Source organism: Vibrio sp. RC586, assembly GCF_000176715.1.
Classification (GTDB): Bacteria; Pseudomonadota; Gammaproteobacteria; order Enterobacterales; family Vibrionaceae; genus Vibrio.
The window spans coordinates 107795-130357 of record NZ_ADBD01000003.1 but is presented as its reverse complement, the minus strand read 5'-3'; the positions used below and the strand labels follow the sequence as shown (position 1 = coordinate 130357).

Sequence of the window (22563 nt, the reverse complement as noted above, 5' to 3'; positions counted from 1 at the left end):
GCCTGGGCAGTCAGAGGCGATGAAGGACGTACTAACTTGCGATAAGCGCAGATAAGGCAGTAAGAGCCGTTTGAGTCTGCGATTTCCGAATGGGGAAACCCAACTGCATAAGCAGTTACTGTTAACTGAATCCATAGGTTAACAGAGCAAACCGGGGGAACTGAAACATCTAAGTACCCCGAGGAGAAGAAATCAACCGAGATTCCGGTAGTAGCGGCGAGCGAACCTGGATTAGCCCTTAAGCACTCGTTGAAGTAGGTGAACAAGCTGGAAAGCTTGGCGATACAGGGTGATAGCCCCGTAACCGACGCTTCATCGAGCGTGAAATCGAGTAGGGCGGGACACGTGATATCCTGTCTGAATATGGGGGGACCATCCTCCAAGGCTAAATACTCCTGACTGACCGATAGTGAACCAGTACCGTGAGGGAAAGGCGAAAAGAACCCCTGTGAGGGGAGTGAAATAGAACCTGAAACCGTGTACGTACAAGCAGTAGGAGCACCTTCGTGGTGTGACTGCGTACCTTTTGTATAATGGGTCAGCGACTTATATTCAGTGGCAAGGTTAACCGTATAGGGGAGCCGTAGCGAAAGCGAGTCTTAACTGGGCGCTCAGTCTCTGGATATAGACCCGAAACCGGGTGATCTAGCCATGGGCAGGTTGAAGGTTGAGTAACATCAACTGGAGGACCGAACCGACTAATGTTGAAAAATTAGCGGATGACTTGTGGCTAGGGGTGAAAGGCCAATCAAACTCGGAGATAGCTGGTTCTCCCCGAAAGCTATTTAGGTAGCGCCTCGGACGAATACTACTGGGGGTAGAGCACTGTTAAGGCTAGGGGGTCATCCCGACTTACCAACCCTTTGCAAACTCCGAATACCAGTAAGTACTATCCGGGAGACACACGGCGGGTGCTAACGTCCGTCGTGGAGAGGGAAACAACCCAGACCGCCAGCTAAGGTCCCAAAGTATTGCTAAGTGGGAAACGATGTGGGAAGGCTCAGACAGCTAGGATGTTGGCTTAGAAGCAGCCATCATTTAAAGAAAGCGTAATAGCTCACTAGTCGAGTCGGCCTGCGCGGAAGATGTAACGGGGCTAAGCAATACACCGAAGCTGCGGCAATGTCCTTTGGGCATTGGGTAGGGGAGCGTTCTGTAAGCCGTTGAAGGTGAATCGTAAGGTTTGCTGGAGGTATCAGAAGTGCGAATGCTGACATGAGTAACGACAAGGGGGGTGAAAAACCTCCCCGCCGGAAGACCAAGGGTTCCTGTCCAACGTTAATCGGGGCAGGGTGAGTCGACCCCTAAGGCGAGGCTGAAAAGCGTAGTCGATGGGAAACGGGTTAATATTCCCGTACTCAATCAAATTGCGATGGGGGGACGGAGAAGGCTAGGTGGGCCAGGCGACGGTTGTCCTGGTTCAAGTGCGTAGGCTTAAGAGTTAGGTAAATCCGGCTCTTTCTAAGGCTGAGACACGACGTCGAGCACCTACGGGTGTGAAGTCATTGATGCCATGCTTCCAGGAAAAGCCTCTAAGCTTCAGATTTGATGGAATCGTACCCCAAACCGACACAGGTGGTCGGGTAGAGAATACCAAGGCGCTTGAGAGAACTCGGGTGAAGGAACTAGGCAAAATGGTACCGTAACTTCGGGAGAAGGTACGCTCTTGATGGTGAAGTCCCTCGCGGATGGAGCTGACGAGAGTCGCAGATACCAGGTGGCTGCAACTGTTTATTAAAAACACAGCACTGTGCAAAATCGCAAGATGACGTATACGGTGTGACGCCTGCCCGGTGCCGGAAGGTTAATTGATGGGGTTAGCGCAAGCGAAGCTCTTGATCGAAGCCCCGGTAAACGGCGGCCGTAACTATAACGGTCCTAAGGTAGCGAAATTCCTTGTCGGGTAAGTTCCGACCTGCACGAATGGCGTAATGATGGCCACGCTGTCTCCACCCGAGACTCAGTGAAATTGAAATCGCTGTGAAGATGCAGTGTACCCGCGGCTAGACGGAAAGACCCCGTGAACCTTTACTACAGCTTGGCACTGAACATTGAACCTACATGTGTAGGATAGGTGGGAGGCTATGAAGACGTGACGCTAGTTGCGTTGGAGCCGTCCTTGAAATACCACCCTTGTATGTTTGATGTTCTAACTTAGACCCGTTATCCGGGTTGAGGACAGTGCCTGGTGGGTAGTTTGACTGGGGCGGTCTCCTCCCAAAGAGTAACGGAGGAGCACGAAGGTGGGCTAATCACGGTTGGACATCGTGAGGTTAGTGCAATGGCATAAGCCCGCTTAACTGCGAGAATGACGGTTCGAGCAGGTGCGAAAGCAGGTCATAGTGATCCGGTGGTTCTGTATGGAAGGGCCATCGCTCAACGGATAAAAGGTACTCCGGGGATAACAGGCTGATACCGCCCAAGAGTTCATATCGACGGCGGTGTTTGGCACCTCGATGTCGGCTCATCACATCCTGGGGCTGAAGTCGGTCCCAAGGGTATGGCTGTTCGCCATTTAAAGTGGTACGCGAGCTGGGTTTAGAACGTCGTGAGACAGTTCGGTCCCTATCTGCCGTGGGCGTTGGAAGATTGAAGGGGGCTGCTCCTAGTACGAGAGGACCGGAGTGGACGAACCTCTGGTGTTCGGGTTGTGTCGCCAGACGCATTGCCCGGTAGCTAAGTTCGGAATCGATAACCGCTGAAAGCATCTAAGCGGGAAGCGAGCCCTGAGATGAGTCTTCCCTGACAGTTTAACTGTCCTAAAGGGTTGTTCGAGACTAGAACGTTGATAGGCAGGGTGTGTAAGCGTTGTGAGGCGTTGAGCTAACCTGTACTAATTGCCCGTGAGGCTTAACCATACAACACCCAAGGGGTTTTGTAGTGGACTCAAAGCTAAGCGCATAAGAATGTGTGTGAGAACGAAGACAGCTTTCCAGATTATTCTCTAGAAATAGAGAGAAAGAATTTGCTTGGCGACCATAGCGTTTTGGACCCACCTGACTCCATCCCGAACTCAGAAGTGAAACGAAACAGCGTCGATGGTAGTGTGGGGTTTCCCCATGTGAGAGTAGAACATCGCCAGGCTTTAACTTGTTGTTTTTAGATGTTTAAGAAAAATCTAAAGGCAAAAAAAGTAGACGAAACGTCTAACCAGACAGCGGAGCGGTAGTTCAGTCGGTTAGAATACCGGCCTGTCACGCCGGGGGTCGCGGGTTCGAGTCCCGTCCGCTCCGCCACTTATTACGAAACCCAGTCTTAGGACTGGGTTTTTTGCTTTCTGGAAATCATTGAAAGCCAGAGGTAATTACCGCTTATCGTCTATCCCAGTGCTCATCCTCTATGATGTTCAATCATCCCAAACTGTTCAACTCTTCTTACTGCTCTTTTTGTCTTTTTGCGTTTATCCATCGGAATTTTTCAATAAAGCTTCTGTCAGTGCATAGTCGTTTCGGATGTCTATATCGAGCAATAAAAAAGCCGATGCGGATGCATCGGCTGGTAGTGTAAGCTTTGATTATAAAATTTGTTTGAGGACACGATCGGCTTTTAGACGCATGATTCGGCGTACTAAGCGTTGTACCTTTTCTGGGTAGTGCTCGGGTTTTTCAATTTGCTTATAAGTGCAGATGAGCTGAGTATGCTGCAGAATATTGTCAATTTCAGCTTCAAATTTGGTAGTGAGGTGATGGTAATCATCACGAATTAAAATTGCATTTTCGAGGTCGAGCTTCCAAGCGCGTGGATTGAGGTTATTACCTGTAATGAGCATATAACGTTTATCCACCCAAATTCCCTTGAGATGAAAGCTGTGATTTTCATGCTTCCAGAGGTGGATTGAGAGCTTGCGGCTTGCAATATGTGCTTCATTGGCTTTCGCAAAGCGGCGCAGATTAAGTTCATACAAGTAAGGTAAGCCACCGATAGTCTTGAATGGCTCTTCTGGTGCAATGTAGAAATCATTCGCGGTTTTATCGCCAATCACAATATGCACTTTCACGCCACGTCGCAGTGCTTTTTTCACCTCTTTAGCGATGCTCGGCGGGAAATTAAAGTATGGCGTGCAGATAAACACTTCATCTTTAGCAGAGGCTAACAATTGGATAATGCTTTGGTTCAACCGATTTCTGCGTCGACCGAGTCCAACCAAGGGTGTGACAGCGACCTGACCTTCATTCACTTTCTGTTTAGCAAATTGATAATTGGCTTGAGCAAGTGAAGCTCGGAATTGGCGGATATCAGACTTAATCTCTTTTGTGGTGGGTTTGCTACCACAAGCGAGGTTGTTGACAGCCGGGTGAGCCAGCATTTCTTGTTGGATAAAATGCACCATGCTGTCGGCAAGTTCAGCATTTTCTAAGGTATGGTAGCGATCAAAACGGTAGCGGCCATGAAATTGGAGATAGACATTATTGAGGCTCGCACCGCTGTAGATGACTTGATCATCAATAATGAAGCCTTTTAGATGCAGAACGCCAAAGACTTCCCTGCCTCTAACCGGTATGCCATAAACAGGAATACAGTGCTCATGTTGCTGAGCAAAGTCACGATACATCGCCGCATTACCTTCAGATGCGGCTGCTCCGATCAATCCACGTTGTGCACGATGCCAGTCAACACAAATATGAATGTCGAGTCCTGGGTTGCGTTGCTTGGCTGCGTAAAGCTCAGTGAGGATTTCACGACCCGCATCATCATTTTCTAAATAGAGTGCAACGAGGTAGATACGTTTGCGCGCCTGACGAATCGATTCCACCAAATGAGTTCGAAAATCCGCAGCCGAGAGCAGTACGCCAAATTTGTCAGGATCTTGCGCAATCGCTGGTAGGTGTTCGATAGGGTTTCTTCGAGCAATCATTGGGATGCATTACCTTGTTGTGTGCAAAATTGCGAGCAATGGATATTACCAAAACTGGTTAAGAAAAGGCTAGAAATGGCGACTATTCTTGACATTACTTCGCTTGATATCGCATCGGAATGAGATCTTTGCCGCTTCGTGAGTATCGTTCAAAGAGGATGGATAGTTCGAAAGGAAGTTCGAATGTTTCTATTCGAACAAAACTGCCTTGTTGATAAAAATTTTCGAGGTGTGCATAAGCAAAACAGTATGTCGAGTGGTTAAGCCATTCCCTTTGGCAATGGTGGAGAAGTTGCTTACCGATACCTTGCTGGCGATTCTGTTCTTTTACCGTCATGCCGGTGAGTAAACGATGAACACCAATCGCACGAAAACGTACTACAGCGATAATTTCCGTTTTTTCCAATGCCACAATGATCTGCTCATCACTTTTGGGTTTGGTACCTGGGTAGTGCATTTTATAAAAACGCTTTATGAGCGGGAGTTTGATAGGATCAAATTGCTGAAACTCTAACATTGGTCTTTCGTGCTTATTGGTTATCTGAGGTAGAATGTGTTCAGTTTAAGTTATCCTAAGACGACCATGCAAATTCAACTCAGGGCCAGCCTAAAGCCCTATCACACCTTTGGTATTGAACAAACTACTGCGCAATTAGCCGTAGCAGAATCGATTGATGATCTCAAAGCGTTGTACTGTTCAGCGCAATGGATAAGTGTGCCTAAGCTGATCATTGGTAAAGGCAGTAATATGTTGTTTACTTGCCCTTATTCGGGGATGGTGATATTGAATCGGCTAAAGGGAATTGAGCATCAACAAGATGATAGTTACCACTGGCTGCATGTGTCGGGCGGTGAAGATTGGCCTGCTCTGGTGGCTTGGTGTGTTGAGCAAGGTATTGGTGGGCTTGAAAATCTGGCGCTGATCCCTGGTTGTGCAGGCTCTGCACCCATTCAAAATATCGGCGCTTATGGCGTTGAGTTCAAAGATGTTTGTGATTATGTGGATTACTTATGCTTAGAAACGGGAGAGGTGAAACGTTTGACGGTAGAAGAGTGCCAGTTCGACTATCGTGATTCGATCTTTAAGCATCAGCTCTATGAGAAAGCGGTGGTGATTGCGGTTGGACTGAAATTAGCCAAAGCTTGGGTGCCGAGTATTAATTACGGTCCGTTAAAAGATCTTCCTGCAACTTGTACGGCAGATGATGTCTATCAGCGTGTTTGTGCAACACGAATGGAGAAGTTGCCCGACCCTAATCTAATGGGGAATGCGGGAAGCTTTTTCAAAAATCCTGTGATCAGTGAGCTTGAATTTGCTCGCATACAGGCGTCTCACCCAGATATTGTCGCTTATCCTGCGGAACATGGTGTGAAAATCGCAGCTGGGTGGTTAATTGATAAAGCGGGATTGAAAGGCCAGCAAATCGGTGGGGCGAAAGTGCACCCTAAGCAAGCTTTAGTAATTGTGAATACTGGAGAAGCTTGTGCGAAAGACATTTTGCAGCTGGCTGCCTACGTAAAACAACAAGTGCTTAAATGTTATGGTATCGAATTAGAGCATGAGGTGCGTTTTATGGGGGAGAGCAAGGAAACCAATTTGACCCAGTTGATGAATAAGCAAAAATGAAAGAGCACAGTGCCAAATTAAATATACTCAAACAGCTGTCGGATGGTGATTTCCACTCTGGCGAGGTATTAGGTGCTCAGCTTGGGATCTCGCGTGCAGCGATCAGTAAGCACATTCAAGGCATTCGTGAGTGGGGTGTAGATGTGTTTCGGGTGCAAGGTAAAGGCTACCAACTGGCACAGCCCATGATGTTGCTTGAGCAGTCGGTTATTCAATCGCAAGTCACAAACCCTGTTGAGTTGCACCCAATTATTGGCTCGACCAACCAATATTTACTTGATCATGTAGACACTCTGTCATCCGGAACCGTTTGTTTAGCCGAATATCAAGCCAGTGGACGCGGTCGACGTGGCCGACATTGGGTATCTCCTTTTGGTGCCAACCTTTACCTCTCCATGTATTGGCGTTTAGATGCTGGTATGGCAGCGGCGATGGGGCTGAGTTTGGTGGTTGGGGTAGCCATTGTTGAGGCGTTGGAAGCCATAGGTGTGAATGGCGTTAAGCTCAAATGGCCGAATGATCTCTATTATCAAGACAAAAAACTGGCGGGCATCTTAGTGGAAATGTCAGGTCAAGCGGGGGCTGCGGCGCATTTAGTGATCGGGATGGGGATCAATCTTGCGATGCGTGATAACGAAGGCAATATTGACCAACCATGGGTAAGTCTTGCGGAAGTGACGGGGCAAAGTCGAATTGATCGTAATACGTTAGCCACCAATCTCATTAGTGCTTTAGATCGCACCCTACGCCAATATGAAGTTTCGGGAATGCAAAATTTTGTCGAGCGTTGGAATCGTTGGGATAACTTTATTGGTCGACCCGTTAAACTTTTGATGGGAGCAAATGAAGTTCGAGGGATTGAACGTGGGATCGATGAGCACGGTGGCGTATTATTAGAAACCGCTGACGGCCTGAAAAGCTTTATTGGCGGTGAAATATCACTACGTAAAAATGACTAAAGCAAAAAAGAGGTGAAAGCCTCTTTTTTATCATAATCGAGTAGCCTGTAATGCTTATTTACGTAGTAGCACTTCCTCTACAGTATGGTTAAGCCCTTTACGCAAGATCAGATGCGCCCGTCCTTTGGTGGGTAGAATATTCTCAACCAGATTCTTACCATTGATGGTTTCCCAAATCGAACGGGCCTTTTGCTCCGCCTGTGCTTCGGTTAGCGCAGTGTAGTGACTGAAGTACGAACCGGGCTTTTTAAAAGCACCTTGGCGAAATTTCATAAAGCGTTCCACATACCACTTTTCGATCTGCTCACTGTCCGCATCGACATAAATCGAAAAGTCGAGGAAATCAGAAATAAACACACGATGTGGATCGTGAGGGTAGTCCATACCACTTTGCAGTACATTCAAACCTTCGATGATCAGCACATCTGGGCGATCAACTACTTTCTGTTCATCAGTAATATCGTAAGTCAGATGTGAGTACACGGGAGCGACCACATTCGGCTGCCCCGCTTTGACTTCGGAAACAAACTCAACCAGTCTGCGAATATTATAAGACTCAGGAAAGCCTTTTTTATGCATGATGCCACGCTCAGTCAGCACCTTATTGGGGTATAGAAAGCCATCTGTGGTGATCAGTTCTACTTTCGGATGATTTTCCCAACGAGATAACAAGGCTTTCAGCAAACGTGCTGTGGTACTTTTACCGACCGCAACGCTGCCAGCAATGCCAATGACAAACGGTGGAGCCGACTCGGTATTGCCCAAAAACTGATGCAATACACCATTACGACTTTGTCGAGCTGCAACATACAGATTGAGCAGGCGAGCGAGGGGAAGATAGATTTCAACCGCTTCGGTCATAGTTAAATGATCGTTGATTCCTTGTAATTCCTTAAGATCGCTTTCCGACAGCGTCATGGGTACTGAATTACGTAATTCAGCCCAGTGTTGGCGATCAAAGGTTAAATAAGGACTCATCATCGGTTCAATCATGTGGTTAATAATAAGGAAAGTGAAAATACAATAAGCGAAAGATAAAACAAAATAGAATGATGTGAGAATTAGCGATTACGCGGTAATTTGCCCAAAAAAACATCTATTAAACAAAAAGCCCTGAAAAATGATTTTTTTTTCGAGATAAGGGTTGCAACCCCCAGAATCATTCACTAGAATGCGCTCCACTTATGCCGACTTAGCTCAGTAGGTAGAGCAACTGACTTGTAATCAGTAGGTCACCAGTTCGATTCCGGTAGTCGGCACCATTTTCTCCACTAGCAGTGAAAATGGTCTAAAAATTTGGAGGGGTTCCCGAGTGGCCAAAGGGAGCAGACTGTAAATCTGCCGGCTCCGCCTTCGATGGTTCGAATCCGTCCCCCTCCACCATATTCTTAAAGAAATAGCTCTCAGAGTTACGTGTGCGGGCATCGTATAATGGCTATTACCTCAGCCTTCCAAGCTGATGATGCGGGTTCGATTCCCGCTGCCCGCTCCACTCATTTTAGAGTGCTGATATAGCTCAGATGGTAGAGCGCATCCTTGGTAAGGATGAGGTCGGCAGTTCGATTCTGCCTATCAGCACCAGCTCTAAGCAAAAATTTCCTTTTGATATATACTTTATTACCGATATTTTTTGGTTGCGTGGTCATCTCAAAAGCCACCTAAATCCGTACCTAGAGGGACAACTCATGTCTAAAGAGAAATTTGAACGTACGAAACCGCACGTAAACGTTGGTACTATCGGCCACGTTGACCACGGTAAAACAACTCTAACTGCAGCTATCTGTACTACTCTTGCTAAAGTTTACGGCGGTAAAGCTCGTGACTTCGCGTCAATCGACAACGCACCAGAAGAGCGTGAGCGTGGTATTACAATCAATACTTCTCACGTAGAGTACGACACACCAAACCGTCACTACGCACACGTAGACTGTCCAGGACACGCGGATTATGTTAAGAACATGATCACTGGTGCTGCACAGATGGACGGCGGTATCCTAGTTGTTGCTGCGACAGATGGTCCAATGCCACAAACTCGTGAGCACATCCTGCTGGGTCGCCAGGTAGGTATTCCTTACATCATCGTATTCATGAACAAATGTGACATGGTTGATGATGAAGAGCTTCTAGAGCTGGTTGAAATGGAAGTGCGTGAGCTACTTTCTGAGTACGATTTCCCAGGTGATGACCTGCCAGTAATCCAAGGTTCTGCACTAGGCGCGCTAAACGGTGAAGCACAGTGGGAAGCGAAGATTGTAGAACTAGCAGAAGCGCTAGACTCTTACATTCCAGAGCCAGAGCGTGCAGTAGACATGGCATTCCTGATGCCAATCGAAGACGTATTCTCAATCCAAGGTCGTGGTACAGTAGTAACAGGTCGTATCGAGCGTGGTATTCTGCGTGTAGGTGACGAAGTTGCGATTGTAGGTATCAAAGACACAGTAACTACTACTTGTACAGGTGTAGAGATGTTCCGTAAGCTGCTTGACGAAGGTCGTGCAGGTGAGAACGTTGGTGCACTACTACGTGGTACTAAGCGTGACGAAGTAGAGCGTGGTCAAGTACTGGCGAAGCCAGGTTCAATCACCCCACACACTAAGTTCGAATCAGAAGTATACGTACTGTCAAAAGACGAAGGTGGCCGTCATACTCCATTCTTCAAAGGTTACCGTCCACAGTTCTACTTCCGTACAACTGACGTAACAGGCAGCATCGAACTTCCAGAAGGCGTAGAAATGGTAATGCCAGGCGACAACATCAAGATGGTTGTAGACCTGATTGCACCAATCGCGATGGACGAAGGTCTACGTTTCGCGATCCGTGAAGGTGGTCGTACTGTAGGTGCTGGTGTTGTAGCGAAGATCATCGCTTAATTATTTGACTAAGCACTACTAAAAAGGGCATCATTTGATGCCCTTTTTCTGCACTGCGTAATAATGTGTCGATTTATTGATCAGTCGCAGTCAAAGTTTGGGGTTGAGAGAGTATTTTCTCGCTCTTTAGTATGGAATCAACGCATTGCGTTGACCGAATGGATTTGCCCTGCAACAGCGGGGTCGTTGTCGTCTAGAAGTCAGATTTGTGACAGGTTGGTCTATGAAAGCAAACAACGCTGAAGCTCCTGATAGCTCAAATGCAGCAGACACTCTGAAGTGGGTAATCACTTTTGTTCTGCTGCTTGCCGCTGTTGTGGGTAATTACCTGTATGGTGAACTGTCTGTGGTGGCTCGTGCCGCAGGTGTTATTGTGTTGATTGCTGCAGCACTCGGTGTTGCTGCTACAACAACAAAAGGCAAAGAAGCGATTATTTTTGCACGCGAATCTCGTATGGAAGTTCGCAAAGTGGTTTGGCCTACCCGCCAAGAAACCATGCAAACTACATTAATCGTTTTAGCAGTAAGTATTGTAATGTCTCTGGCGCTTTGGGGTATTGACGGCATTATGGTTCGTCTAGTGGCCTTTGCGACCGGAGTATAGTAGAGGGTTTAATACATGAGTGAAGCTCCCAAAAAACGCTGGTATGTAGTTCAAGCCTTCTCGGGATTTGAAGGACGTGTTGCTCAATCACTTCGTGAACATATCAAAATGCATGGTATGGAAGAGCTGTTTGGTGAAGTGTTAGTACCAACAGAAGAAGTGGTGGAAATGCGCGCTGGCCAACGCCGCAAAAGCGAACGTAAATTCTTCCCTGGTTATGTTCTAGTGCAAATGATCATGAATGATGAATCTTGGCACTTGGTACGTAGCGTACCTCGCGTAATGGGATTCATCGGTGGTACATCGGATCGCCCAGCTCCGATCACGGATAAGGAAGCGGATGCTATTCTTAACCGTCTTGAAAAAGCCAGTGAAGCACCGCGTCCGAAAACCATGTTTGAAGCAGGTGAAGTTGTTCGCGTTAATGATGGTCCATTTGCTGATTTCAACGGTACCGTTGAAGAAGTGGATTATGAGAAGAGCCGCTTGAAAGTGTCGGTTTCGATCTTTGGTCGTGCAACACCTGTTGAACTCGAATTTGGTCAAGTGGAAAAGCTTGATTAAAAAAGCATCTCTTTAGGCTTGTGTGGGGCGTGGATTATGACTATAATTTCGCGCCTTTTTACAGGTTCTTTATGAAACTCGGGGAGCTGATCAATTGATTAGCGTTTGTACCCATAATCTAGGAAATATCATGGCTAAGAAAGTTGAAGCTTATGTAAAGCTGCAAGTTGCAGCTGGCATGGCAAACCCAAGTCCACCAGTAGGTCCAGCTCTGGGTCAACGTGGTGTTAACATCATGGAATTCTGTAAAGCGTTCAACGCACGCACAGAATCTCTAGAGAAAGGTCTGCCAACGCCAGTAGTTATTACTGTATACAGCGACCGTTCTTTCACGTTCGAAACTAAGACTCCACCAGCAGCAGTTCTTCTGAAGAAAGCAGCAGGTATCAAGTCTGGTTCTGCACGTCCTAACACTGCTAAAGTGGGCACAATCACTGACGCTCAAATCCAAGAAATCGCTGCAACTAAAGCGGCTGACATGACTGGTGCTGATATTGAAGCGATGAAGCGTTCTATCGCAGGTACTGCTCGCTCAATGGGCCTAGTGGTTGAGGGTTAATACAATGGCAAAACTAACTAAACGTATGCGTACTATCCGCGCAAAAGTGGATGTAACTAAAGAGTACGACATCAACGAAGCAGTTGCTCTGCTGAAAGAGCTGGCAACAGCGAAGTTCGTTGAATCAGTTGACGTTGCTGTTAACCTGGGTATCGATGCTCGTAAATCTGACCAAAACGTTCGTGGCGCGACTGTGCTGCCACACGGTACTGGCCGTGACATCCGCGTAGCGGTATTCACTCAAGGTGCTAACGCTGAAGCGGCTAAAGCTGCTGGTGCTGAACTGGTTGGTATGGAAGATCTGGCTGACCAAGTGAAGAAAGGCGAAATGAACTTCGATGTAGTTATCGCATCTCCAGATGCAATGCGCGTTGTTGGTCAGCTAGGTACTATCCTAGGCCCACGTGGTCTGATGCCAAACCCGAAAGTTGGTACTGTAACTCCTAACGTTGCTGAAGCGGTTAAGAACGCGAAAGCTGGTCAGGTTCGTTACCGTAACGACAAGAACGGTATCATCCATACCACTATTGGTAAGGTATCGTTCGAAACTGAACAACTGAAAGAGAACTTAGAAGCTCTGTTGGTTGCTCTGAAAAAAGCAAAACCATCTTCTGCGAAAGGCGTTTTCGTGAAGAAGGTAAGCATCTCTACTACTATGGGTGCTGGCGTTGCTGTCGATCAGAATACACTGAGCGCACAAGCTTAATGCATTTGCTTAGGCGCAGAATTTGTGTATAATTCTGCGCCTAATATTTGTGGTTGGGGCTGAACTTTTACCCTTGTGGTGAAAAACCAGTCTCCGTCCAAGACCGTAGGCGTTATCTTCGGATAACTTAATAAAACCTACGTAGATGGTGCCCGAACTGACAGAAAGATCTACTTTTTAAGTTACCTTTCTTCTGGGACTGCACCAAAAAAGCTCTCACTGTTGTTGATAATAGTGAGCGGTGTAACGACAACCAGGAGTTAATCCAAGATGGCTTTAAATCTTCAAGACAAAAAAGCAATTGTTGCTGAAGTCAACGAAGCGGCCAGTGGTGCACTTTCTGCAGTTGTTGCTGACTCTCGTGGTGTTCAAGTTGCTGCGATGACTAATCTGCGTAAACAAGCTCGTGAAGCGGGCGTTTACCTGAAAGTTGTTCGTAACACACTGGCACGTCGCGCAGTAGAAGGCACAGCTTACGAATGTCTGAAAGACGTATTCGTAGGTCCTACTTTGATCGGCTTTTCTAATGAGCACCCAGGTGCTGCAGCGCGTCTTTTCAAAGACTTCGCTAAAGAGAACAAAGCATTCGAAATCAAAGCAGCTGCATTTGAAGGCGTACTGACTGACCCTGAAGTACTAGCGACACTACCAACTTACGATGAAGCGATTGCACGCCTGATGATGTGCATGAAAGAAGCTTCTGCTGGCAAGCTGGTTCGTACAATCGCTGCTGTCCGCGATCAAAAAGAAGCTGCATAAGCAAAATCGCTTTTGCTTTTTACTGGTTGCTAAATAAACTTATTGTTGACTTAAAAGAGAATTGTTATGTCTATTACTAACGAGCAAATCCTAGACGCTATTGCAGAAATGTCTGTAATGCAAGTTGTTGAACTGATCTCTGCTATGGAAGAGAAGTTCGGTGTTTCTGCTGCTGCTGCAGTTGTTTCTGGTCCAGCTGCTGCTGCTGCTGTTGAAGAGCAAACTGAATTCAACGTAGTTCTGTCTGCTGCAGGCGCGAACAAAGTTGCTGTTATCAAAGCAGTACGTGGCGCAACTGGCCTAGGTCTGAAAGAAGCTAAAGCTCTTGTAGACGGCGCTCCAGCAACTGTTAAAGAAGCTGTATCTAAAGAAGAAGCAGAAGCACTGAAGAAAGAGCTTGAAGAAGCTGGTGCAACTGTTGAAGTTAAGTAATTCCTACTTAATTTCTTAGCCGAAAGGCTAATGGCTGGTGGTTTAATAACCACCGGCCTTTTTGCGCTGTAGGGTATGGACGAATTTTCCCGCTGTTTAAGCGTTCCATATTCATGCAAATGAGTTCATTTCAACGCAATGAATTCACACTACAGTAAACAGCGATTAGTCACTGTCCTCACCCTTTTTAACCTGAAAGGCGGACAGTTTGGGTCACTTATCAGCGAGCTGAGGAACCCCATGGTTTACTCTTATACCGAGAAAAAGCGCATCCGTAAGGACTTTGGTACTCGTCCACAAGTGTTGGACATTCCATACCTGCTATCGATCCAGCTCGATTCGTTCGAAAAGTTCATCGAACAGGATCCTGAAGGACAATACGGTCTTGAAGCCGCTTTTCGTTCTGTATTTCCAATTCAGAGCTATAACGGCAATTCAGAGCTGCAATACGTTAGCTACCGTCTTGGTGAGCCAGTTTTTGACGTTAAAGAATGTCAAATCCGTGGTGTAACTTATTCAAAACCGCTACGCGTGAAACTACGCCTAGTGATCTTTGATAAAGACGCGCCAGCAGGTACTGTCAAAGATATTAAAGAACAAGAAGTCTACATGGGCGAAATTCCGCTCATGACAGAAAATGGTACCTTCGTAATCAATGGTACCGAAAGGGTTATCGTATCCCAGCTGCACCGAAGCCCAGGCGTGTTCTTCGACAGCGATAAGGGTAAGACCCACTCTTCAGGTAAAGTTCTGTATAACGCACGTATCATTCCGTACCGTGGTTCATGGCTCGATTTTGAGTTCGATCCAAAAGACAACCTGTACGTACGTATTGACCGTCGTCGTAAGCTGCCTGCATCGATCATCTTGCGTGCACTAGGTAAAACTAGCGCCGAGATCTTGGACATCTTCTTCGAAAAAGTGAATTTCGAAGTGAAAGATCAAACTCTAATGATGGAGTTGGTTCCAGAGCGTCTGCGTGGTGAAACTGCGACCTTTGATATCGAAGCGGATGGTAAGGTTTACGTAGAGAAAGGCCGTCGTGTGACTGCACGTCACATCCGTCAACTTGAAAAAGATGGCGTGAACTTCATCGAAGTTCCGGTTGAGTACATCGTAGGTAAAGTATCTGCGAAAGATTACGTGAACGAAGCGACTGGCGAACTGATCATTACCGCTAACCAGGAAATCAGCCTGGAAGCGCTAGCTAACCTGTCTCAAGCAGGCTACAAGAAGCTAGAAGTTCTGTTTACCAATGATCTGGACCACGGTCCGTTCATGTCAGAAACCCTGCGTGTTGATAGCACCACCGATCGCATCTCTGCACTGGTAGAAATCTACCGCATGATGCGCCCTGGTGAGCCGCCAACGAAAGAAGCAGCAGAAGCGCTGTTTGAAAGCCTATTCTTCTCTGCAGAGCGTTACGATCTGTCAACTGTTGGCCGTATGAAGTTCAACAGCTCAATCGGTCGTGAAGATGCAGATGAACAAGGCACGCTGGATCAAGTAGACATCATCGAAGTGATGAAAAAGCTGATCTCGATTCGTAACGGTAAAGGCGAAGTGGACGATATCGACCACCTTGGCAACCGTCGTATCCGTAGTGTCGGCGAAATGGCAGAAAACCAATTCCGTGTAGGTCTAGTACGTGTTGAACGCGCTGTGAAAGAACGCCTGAGCTTGGGCGATCTGGACAACGTGATGCCACAAGACTTGATCAACGCGAAACCGATTTCTGCTGCTGTAAAAGAATTCTTTGGTTCTTCTCAGCTGTCTCAGTTTATGGACCAGAACAACCCGTTGTCAGAAGTGACGCATAAGCGTCGTATTTCTGCATTGGGCCCTGGCGGTCTGACTCGTGAGCGTGCTGGCTTCGAAGTACGTGACGTACACGTAACGCACTACGGTCGTCTATGTCCTATCGAAACACCTGAAGGTCCAAACATCGGTTTGATCAACTCGCTGTCTGCGTTTGCACGCTGCAACGAGTACGGTTTCCTAGAAACTCCTTACCGTCGCGTAGTGAACGGCGTCGTCACTGACGAAGTTGATTACTTGTCTGCGATCGAAGAAGGTCAATTCGTTATCGCTCAGGCGAACGCGAAACTGACTGAAGAAGGTGGTTTTGCCGATGAGTTGGTTACTGCACGTCAAAAAGGCGAGTCAGGTCTTCACCCTCGTGAACACGTTGACTACATGGACGTTGCGACTAACCAAGTCGTATCGATCGCGGCATCGCTGATCCCGTTCCTAGAACACGACGATGCTAACCGTGCCTTGATGGGTGCGAACATGCAACGTCAGGCGGTTCCAACTCTGCGTTCAGAGAAACCACTGGTTGGTACGGGTATTGAGCGTAACGTAGCGGTTGACTCTGGTGTAACAGCGGTTGCGAAACGCGGCGGTATGATCCAGTCAGTTGACGCTTCACGCATCGTAGTAAAAGTGAACGAAGAAGAGTTGATCCCAGGCGAAGCGGGTATCGACATCTACAACCTGACTAAGTACACCCGTTCGAACCAGAACACGTGTATCAACCAGCGTCCATGTGTGATGCCGGGTGAACCTGTGGCTCGTGGTGACGTACTGGCAGACGGTCCATCAACTGACCTTGGTGAGCTGGCTCTTGGCCAAAACATGCGTATCGCATTCATGCCTTGGAACGGTTACAACTTCGAAGACTCGATCTTAGTTTCTGAGCGTGTAGTTCAAGACGACCGCTTTACCACTATCCACATCCAAGAGCTTTCTTGTGTGGCGCGTGATACTAAGCTGGGCGCAGAAGAGATCACGGCGGATATCCCTAACGTGGGTGAAGCGGCTCTGTCTAAGCTTGACGAATCTGGCATCGTATACATCGGTGCAGAAGTGAAAGGCGGCGACATTCTAGTTGGTAAAGTGACACCAAAAGGTGAAACTCAGCTGACTCCAGAAGAGAAACTGCTGCGTGCGATCTTCGGTGAGAAAGCGTCTGACGTTAAAGATACCTCTCTACGTGTGCCAAACTCAGTAGCAGGTACGGTTATCGACGTACAAGTCTTTACTCGCGATGGCGTAGAAAAAGACAAGCGTGCGCTTGAAATCGAACAGATGCAGCTGAAAGAAGCGAAGAAAGATCTGACTGAAGAGTTCCAAATTCTGGAAGGCGGTCTTCTGGCGCGTGTTCGCTCTGTCCTGCTAGCCGGTGGTTACACTGAAGCGAAACTGGGTTCAATCGAACGTAAGAAATGGTTAGAGCAGACGCTAGAGAACGACGAACTGCAAACTCAGCTGGAACAGCTGGCAGAGCAGTACGACGAGCTAAAAGCAGACTTCGATAAGAAGTTTGAAGCTAAGCGTCGCAAGATCACCCAAGGTGATGATCTGGCTCCTGGCGTACTGAAGATTGTTAAGGTTTACCTAGCGGTTAAACGTCGCATCCAGCCGGGTGATAAGATGGCGGGTCGTCACGGTAACAAGGGTGTTATCTCTAAGATCAACCCTGTTGAAGACATGCCATACGATGAAAACGGTCAACCGGTTGACATCGTACTGAACCCTCTGGGCGTACCATCACGTATGAACATCGGTCAGATCCTAGAAGTTCACTTAGGTCTGGCGGCGAAAGGTATCGGTGACAAGATCAACCAAATGATCAAGGAACAACAAGAGCTAGCGAAGCTGCGTGAGTTCCTGCAGAAGGTTTATGATCTGGGTGATACTCGTCAACGTGTTGATATATCAGCATTAAGTGATGAAGACGTTCGTACACTGGCACAAAACCTGCGTGCAGGTCTACCAGTGGCGACGCCAGTATTCGATGGTGCACCTGAATCGTCTATCAAAGCCATGCTGGAACTGGCAGATCTGCCAGCTTCAGGTCAGTTGACTCTGTTCGATGGCCGCACGGGTGACGCATTTGAGCGTCCAGTTACCGTGGGTTACATGTACATGCTGAAACTGAACCACTTGGTTGACGACAAGATGCATGCTCGTTCTACAGGCTCTTACAGTCTGGTTACTCAGCAACCTCTGGGCGGTAAAGCTCAGTTCGGTGGCCAGCGCTTCGGTGAGATGGAAGTGTGGGCACTGGAAGCATACGGTGCTGCGTATACCCTGCAAGAGATGTTGACCGTGAAATCGGACGACGTGAACGGCCGTACTAAGATGTATAAGAACATCGTAGATGGCAATCACGCGATGGAACCTGGTATGCCAGAATCGTTCAACGTACTGTTGAAAGAGATTCGCTCGCTGGGTATCAACATCGAGCTAGAAGACGAATAATAAACCCTAAGGTTTCCCCGCAAGGGGAAGCCTTAGGGTTTCGGTAGGAAGGTGCTCGTTGCCAATCGCAGTGAGTTCCTTTTAACTCCTTACAGGAGCTGAATGTGAAAGACTTATTAAACTTTCTAAAAGCACAGCATAAGACTGAAGAATTTGACGCGATCAAAATCGGTCTGGCTTCACCAGACATGATCCGTTCATGGTCTTTTGGTGAAGTGAAAAAACCTGAAACCATCAACTATCGTACGTTCAAGCCTGAGCGTGATGGTCTGTTCTGTGCGCGTATTTTTGGCCCGGTAAAAGACTACGAATGTCTTTGTGGCAAATATAAGCGTCTGAAACACCGAGGCGTGATTTGTGAGAAGTGTGGCGTTGAAGTCACTCAAACTAAAGTTCGTCGTGACCGTATGGGCCACATCGAGCTGGCTTCTCCAGTTGCACACATCTGGTTCCTGAAGTCTCTGCCATCTCGTATCGGTCTGCTGATGGACATGCCCCTGCGTGACATCGAGCGCGTACTGTACTTTGAAATGTACGTAGTGACTGAGCCAGGCATGACTGACCTTGAACGTGGTCAAATGCTGACTGAGGAAGAGTACCTCGACCGTTTGGAAGAGTGGGGCGATGAGTTCACCGCGAAAATGGGTGCAGAAGCGATCAAAGATCTGCTGTCATCTATGGATCTGCAGGCAGAAGCTGAGCAGATGCGCGAAGAGCTGGACACCACTAACTCTGAAACCAAACGTAAGAAGCTAACTAAGCGTCTGAAGCTGGTTGAAGCGTTCGTTGCATCAGGTAACAAACCTGAATGGATGATCCTGACTGTACTGCCAGTTCTGCCGCCTGATCTACGTCCACTGGTTCCACTGGATGGCGGTCGTTTCGCAACGTCAGATCTGAACGACCTGTACCGTCGCGTAATCAACCGTAACAACCGTTTGAAGCGTCTGCTTGAACTGGCTGCACCAGACATCATCGTACGTAACGAAAAACGTATGCTGCAAGAGTCTGTGGATGCTCTGTTGGATAACGGCCGTCGTGGTCGTGCGATCACTGGTTCGAACAAGCGTCCTCTGAAGTCTCTGGCTGACATGATCAAAGGTAAGCAAGGTCGTTTCCGTCAGAACCTGCTGGGTAAACGTGTTGACTACTCAGGCCGTTCGGTTATCACCGTAGGTCCATACCTGCGTCTGCACCAATGTGGTCTGCCGAAGAAAATGGCTCTTGAGTTGTTCAAACCATTCATCTATAGCAAGCTGGAAACTCGTGGCCTAGCAACGACAATCAAAGCTGCTAAGAAAATGGTTGAGCGCGAAGAAGCGGTTGTATGGGATATCTTGGATGAAGTTATCCGTGAACACCCAGTACTGCTGAACCGTGCACCAACACTTCACCGTTTGGGTATCCAAGCGTTTGAACCCGTTCTGATCGAAGGTAAAGCGATCCAACTGCACCCACTGGTGTGTGCGGCGTATAACGCGGACTTCGACGGTGACCAAATGGCGGTACACGTTCCTCTGACGCTTGAAGCGCAGTTGGAAGCTCGTACCCTGATGATGTCAACTAACAACATCTTGTCGCCAGCGTCAGGTGATCCAATCATCGTACCGTCTCAGGACGTTGTACTGGGTCTGTACTACATGACCCGTGAAAAGATCAACGCGAAAGGCGAAGGTATGTACCTGACTGGCCCTGCTGAGGCTGAGAAGGCGTACCGTACTAAGACTGCTGAGCTGCACGCTCGCGTTAAAGTACGTATTACCGAAACCATCAAGCATGAAAACGGTAAGTTGACGACTGAAACCAAGATGATTGACACGACCGTTGGCCGTGCCATGTTGTGGCAAATCGTACCGAAAGGTCTGCCATACAGTTTGGTGAACCAAAAGCTAGGTAAGAAGCAAATTTCTAACCTGCTGAACGAGGCATACCGTAAGCTGGGTCTGAAAGACACAGTTATCTTTGCTGACCAAATCATGTACACCGGTTTCGCTTACGCGGCACTGTCTGGTGTATCGGTTGGTATCGACGATATGGTAGTACCAGCGGCTAAGTACACTGAAATTGCTGAAGCGGAAGAAGAAGTACGCGAAATTCAAGAGCAGTTCCAGTCTGGTCTGGTTACTGCTGGCGAACGCTACAACAAAGTGATCGACATTTGGGCATCAACCAACGATCGCGTAGCGAAAGCGATGATGGAAAACCTCTCTTCTGAGCAGGTGATCAACCGTCAAGGCGAACAAGAAAAGCAAGAGTCGTTCAACAGCATCTATATGATGGCCGACTCTGGTGCTCGTGGTTCTGCTGCTCAGATCCGTCAGTTGGCGGGTATGCGTGGTCTGATGGCGCGTCCAGATGGCTCGATCATCGAAACGCCAATCACGGCAAACTTTAAAGAAGGTCTAAACGTTCTTCAGTACTTTATCTCAACGCACGGTGCTCGTAAGGGTCTGGCGGATACGGCACTGAAAACGGCGAACTCTGGTTACCTGACTCGTCGTCTGGTAGACGTTGCGCAAGACGTTGTAGTTACTGAACACGACTGTGGCACCTTAGAAGGCGTGGTGATGACACCACACATCGAAGGTGGTGACGTGAAAGTGGCTCTGACTGAACTTGCTCTGGGCCGTGTGGTTGCGGAAGATATCCTCAAACCAGGTACAGAAGAAGTGCTGATCCCACGTAATACGCTGCTTGATGAGAAGTGGTGTAAGGTGATCAACGATAACTCAGTTGACCAAATCCAAGTACGTTCAGTCGTAACTTGTGATTCTGACTTCGGTTGTTGTGCACAGTGTTACGGTCGTGACCTTGCACGTGGTCACTTGGTGAACCAAGGTGAAGCGGTCGGTGTTATCGCGGCACAGTCAATCGGTGAGCCGGGTACACAGCTGACGATGCGTACGTTCCACATCGGTGGTGCGGCATCAACAGCAGCAGCAGAAAACAGCATCCAAGCGAAAAACAACGGTTCTGTGAAACTGCATAACGCGAAGTTCGTAATCAACAAAGATGGCAAGCTAGTTATCACGTCTCGTGCTTCTGAGCTGACCATTATTGACGAATTTGGTCGTACCAAAGAGAAACACAAACTGCCATACGGCTCTATGCTGAGCAAAGCCGATAGCGATGCAGTTGCAGCGGGTGAAACTGTTGCAAACTGGGAAGCGCACACCATGCCAATCATCACTGAAGTGGCAGGTCGCGTACAGTTTGTGGATATGATCGATGGCGTAACCGTTTCTCGTCAAACTGACGATCTGACTGGTCTGTCTTCAAGTGAAGTGACTGAAGCCGCAGCGCGTCCTGCAGCAGGTAAAGATATGCGTCCAGCGATTAAGCTGATTGACGCAAATGGTAAAGATGTCCTGATCCCAGGTACTGATATGCCAGCTCAATACTTCCTGCCAGGTAAAGCGATTGTGAACTTGGACGACGGCGCTGAAGTGAATGTGGGTGATACACTGGCTCGTATTCCTCAGAAGTCTGGCGGTAACAAGGACATCACCGGTGGTCTGCCACGCGTTGCTGATCTGTTCGAAGCGCGTAAGCCAAAAGAGCCTGCGATTCTGGCTGAGCACTCAGGTACGGTATCGTTCGGTAAAGAGACCAAAGGTAAGCGTCGTCTGATCATTACTCGTGACAGTGGTGACACTTACGAAGAGATGATCCCTAAACATCGTCAATTGAACGTGTTTGAAGGTGAGCGCATTGAGCGTGGTGATGTGATTGCGGACGGCCCAGAGTCGCCACATGATATCCTGCGTCTGCGTGGTATCCATGCAGTGACCACTTACATCGCGAACGAGGTTCAGGAAGTTTACCGTCTACAAGGCGTTAAGATTAACGATAAGCACATCGAGACTATCGTTCGTCAAATGCTGCGTAAGTGTACGATCACCTTCGCGGGTGACTCAGAGTTCTTGCCTGGCGAGACTGTTGAGTACTCACAAGTGAAGATCGCTAACCGTAAACTGGTTGAAGAAGGCAAAGAGCCAGCTCGTTTCGAGCGTGAGCTGCTGGGTATTACCAAAGCATCTCTGGCGACTGAGTCCTTCATCTCGGCAGCATCGTTCCAAGAAACCACTCGCGTTCTGACTGAAGCAGCGGTATCTGGTAAGCGTGACGATCTGCGCGGTCTGAAAGAGAACGTGATCGTTGGCCGTCTGATCCCGGCTGGTACAGGTTTTGCGTACCACCAAGATCGTCAAGCCAAACGTGCACAAGAACAGCAAGGTCCATCGGCTGAACAAGCGACTGACAACCTCGCTGCACTGTTGAATGCAGGTTTCTCTTCTGACGACGAGTAAGTCATCAAGCTATGAAAAAAGGCACCTTGCGGTGCCTTTTTTGTTGGTATAT

At 47.9% G+C, this 22563-nt stretch carries 14 protein-coding genes, 5 tRNA genes and 2 rRNA genes; 18 read left to right on the top strand and 3 right to left on the bottom strand.

What is annotated here, in order from left to right; genetic code table 11:
- The 3 genes from VOA_RS16535 to VOA_RS16545 form a co-directional block, all read left to right on the top strand.
- Positions 1–2858: ribosomal RNA gene (locus VOA_RS16535) — 23S ribosomal RNA — on the top strand; the annotation flags it as partial.
- A gap of 110 nt (positions 2859–2968) precedes the next feature.
- Positions 2969–3084: ribosomal RNA gene (gene rrf / locus VOA_RS16540) — 5S ribosomal RNA — on the top strand.
- A 75-nt stretch (positions 3085–3159) separates the two neighbouring features.
- Positions 3160–3236: transfer RNA gene (locus tag VOA_RS16545), tRNA-Asp, on the top strand.
- Between the two features lie 278 nt (positions 3237–3514).
- Here VOA_RS16545 and pssA read toward each other — a convergent pair.
- Together pssA and VOA_RS16555 are read right to left on the bottom strand one after the other, a co-directional pair.
- The gene (pssA, locus tag VOA_RS16550; protein ID WP_000561712.1) at positions 3515–4855 is read right to left on the bottom strand and encodes a CDP-diacylglycerol--serine O-phosphatidyltransferase; all 1341 of its coding nucleotides are present in this window, start codon (positions 4853–4855) and stop codon (positions 3515–3517) included.
- A 94-nt stretch (positions 4856–4949) separates the two neighbouring features.
- Positions 4950–5372, bottom strand: coding sequence for a GNAT family N-acetyltransferase (locus VOA_RS16555; protein ID WP_000889220.1), 423 nt, complete (start codon positions 5370–5372; stop codon positions 4950–4952).
- A 36-nt stretch (positions 5373–5408) separates the two neighbouring features.
- Between VOA_RS16555 and murB the strand changes: the two genes are divergently transcribed.
- Both murB and birA read left to right on the top strand, forming a co-directional pair.
- The gene (murB, locus tag VOA_RS16560; RefSeq protein WP_083806199.1) at positions 5409–6482 is read left to right on the top strand and encodes a UDP-N-acetylmuramate dehydrogenase; all 1074 of its coding nucleotides are present in this window, start codon (positions 5409–5411) and stop codon (positions 6480–6482) included.
- The gene (gene birA / locus VOA_RS16565) at positions 6479–7441 is read left to right on the top strand and encodes a bifunctional biotin--[acetyl-CoA-carboxylase] ligase/biotin operon repressor BirA (protein WP_000658161.1); all 963 of its coding nucleotides are present in this window, start codon (positions 6479–6481) and stop codon (positions 7439–7441) included. Before murB ends, birA begins: the two co-directional genes overlap by 4 nt.
- Before the next feature lie 54 nt (positions 7442–7495).
- On the opposite strand, the gene coaA is transcribed toward birA, so the two are convergent.
- A complete protein-coding gene (gene coaA / locus VOA_RS16570; protein ID WP_000075696.1) occupies positions 7496–8419 on the bottom strand; it encodes a type I pantothenate kinase in 924 nt (307 codons plus the stop codon).
- A 208-nt stretch (positions 8420–8627) separates the two neighbouring features.
- Between coaA and VOA_RS16575 the strand changes: the two genes are divergently transcribed.
- The 13 genes from VOA_RS16575 to rpoC all read left to right on the top strand — a co-directional run bounded on the left by VOA_RS16575 (position 8628) and on the right by rpoC (position 22511).
- A tRNA-Thr gene (locus VOA_RS16575) sits at positions 8628–8703 on the top strand.
- A gap of 36 nt (positions 8704–8739) precedes the next feature.
- Positions 8740–8824 (top strand) — tRNA-Tyr (locus tag VOA_RS16580).
- A gap of 34 nt (positions 8825–8858) precedes the next feature.
- A tRNA-Gly gene (locus VOA_RS16585) sits at positions 8859–8933 on the top strand.
- Positions 8934–8946: 13 nt separating this feature from the next.
- Positions 8947–9022, top strand: a tRNA-Thr gene (locus VOA_RS16590).
- Positions 9023–9126: 104 nt separating this feature from the next.
- Entirely contained in the window at positions 9127–10311 is a 1185-nt protein-coding gene (gene tuf / locus VOA_RS0117195; protein WP_000031618.1) for an elongation factor Tu, read from the top strand.
- 223 nt (positions 10312–10534) lie between these two features.
- Positions 10535–10915, top strand: coding sequence for a preprotein translocase subunit SecE (gene secE / locus VOA_RS16595; protein WP_000646630.1), 381 nt, complete (start codon positions 10535–10537; stop codon positions 10913–10915).
- Between the two features lie 15 nt (positions 10916–10930).
- The gene (nusG, locus tag VOA_RS16600) at positions 10931–11479 is read left to right on the top strand and encodes a transcription termination/antitermination protein NusG (protein WP_001287510.1); all 549 of its coding nucleotides are present in this window, start codon (positions 10931–10933) and stop codon (positions 11477–11479) included.
- A 130-nt stretch (positions 11480–11609) separates the two neighbouring features.
- Positions 11610–12038: a 50S ribosomal protein L11 gene (rplK, locus tag VOA_RS16605; RefSeq protein WP_001085798.1), complete on the top strand. Its 429-nt coding sequence runs from the start codon at positions 11610–11612 to the stop codon at positions 12036–12038.
- Between the two features lie 4 nt (positions 12039–12042).
- Positions 12043–12744, top strand: a complete 702-nt coding sequence (rplA, locus tag VOA_RS16610) for a 50S ribosomal protein L1 (RefSeq protein WP_001096670.1) — start codon at positions 12043–12045, stop codon at positions 12742–12744.
- Positions 12745–13014: 270 nt separating this feature from the next.
- Positions 13015–13503, top strand: a complete 489-nt coding sequence (gene rplJ / locus VOA_RS16615; protein ID WP_001207198.1) for a 50S ribosomal protein L10 — start codon at positions 13015–13017, stop codon at positions 13501–13503.
- 66 nt (positions 13504–13569) lie between these two features.
- Positions 13570–13935: a 50S ribosomal protein L7/L12 gene (gene rplL / locus VOA_RS16620; protein WP_000028974.1), complete on the top strand. Its 366-nt coding sequence runs from the start codon at positions 13570–13572 to the stop codon at positions 13933–13935.
- A 240-nt stretch (positions 13936–14175) separates the two neighbouring features.
- The gene (gene rpoB, locus VOA_RS16625; RefSeq protein ID WP_000263113.1) at positions 14176–18201 is read left to right on the top strand and encodes a DNA-directed RNA polymerase subunit beta; all 4026 of its coding nucleotides are present in this window, start codon (positions 14176–14178) and stop codon (positions 18199–18201) included.
- Positions 18202–18305: 104 nt separating this feature from the next.
- The gene (gene rpoC, locus VOA_RS16630; RefSeq protein ID WP_000654000.1) at positions 18306–22511 is read left to right on the top strand and encodes a DNA-directed RNA polymerase subunit beta'; all 4206 of its coding nucleotides are present in this window, start codon (positions 18306–18308) and stop codon (positions 22509–22511) included.
- The last annotated feature ends 52 nt before the right edge of the window (positions 22512–22563 follow it).

What these genes read in the sequence shown, in the direction of transcription:
- birA (WP_000658161.1), top strand. Translation starts at nt 6,479, where the DNA reads ATGAAAGAGCACAGTGCCAAATTAAATATACTCAAACAGCTGTCGGAT.
- rplL (WP_000028974.1), top strand. Translation starts at nt 13,570, where the DNA reads ATGTCTATTACTAACGAGCAAATCCTAGACGCTATTGCAGAAATGTCT.
- pssA (WP_000561712.1), bottom strand. Translation starts at nt 4,855, where the DNA reads ATGATTGCTCGAAGAAACCCTATCGAACACCTACCAGCGATTGCGCAA.
- rplA (WP_001096670.1), top strand. Translation starts at nt 12,043, where the DNA reads ATGGCAAAACTAACTAAACGTATGCGTACTATCCGCGCAAAAGTGGAT.
- secE (WP_000646630.1), top strand. Translation starts at nt 10,535, where the DNA reads ATGAAAGCAAACAACGCTGAAGCTCCTGATAGCTCAAATGCAGCAGAC.
- nusG (WP_001287510.1), top strand. Translation starts at nt 10,931, where the DNA reads ATGAGTGAAGCTCCCAAAAAACGCTGGTATGTAGTTCAAGCCTTCTCG.
- tuf (WP_000031618.1), top strand. Translation starts at nt 9,127, where the DNA reads ATGTCTAAAGAGAAATTTGAACGTACGAAACCGCACGTAAACGTTGGT.
- coaA (WP_000075696.1), bottom strand. Translation starts at nt 8,419, where the DNA reads ATGAGTCCTTATTTAACCTTTGATCGCCAACACTGGGCTGAATTACGT.
- rplJ (WP_001207198.1), top strand. Translation starts at nt 13,015, where the DNA reads ATGGCTTTAAATCTTCAAGACAAAAAAGCAATTGTTGCTGAAGTCAAC.
- VOA_RS16555 (WP_000889220.1), bottom strand. Translation starts at nt 5,372, where the DNA reads ATGTTAGAGTTTCAGCAATTTGATCCTATCAAACTCCCGCTCATAAAG.
- rplK (WP_001085798.1), top strand. Translation starts at nt 11,610, where the DNA reads ATGGCTAAGAAAGTTGAAGCTTATGTAAAGCTGCAAGTTGCAGCTGGC.
- rpoB (WP_000263113.1), top strand. Translation starts at nt 14,176, where the DNA reads ATGGTTTACTCTTATACCGAGAAAAAGCGCATCCGTAAGGACTTTGGT.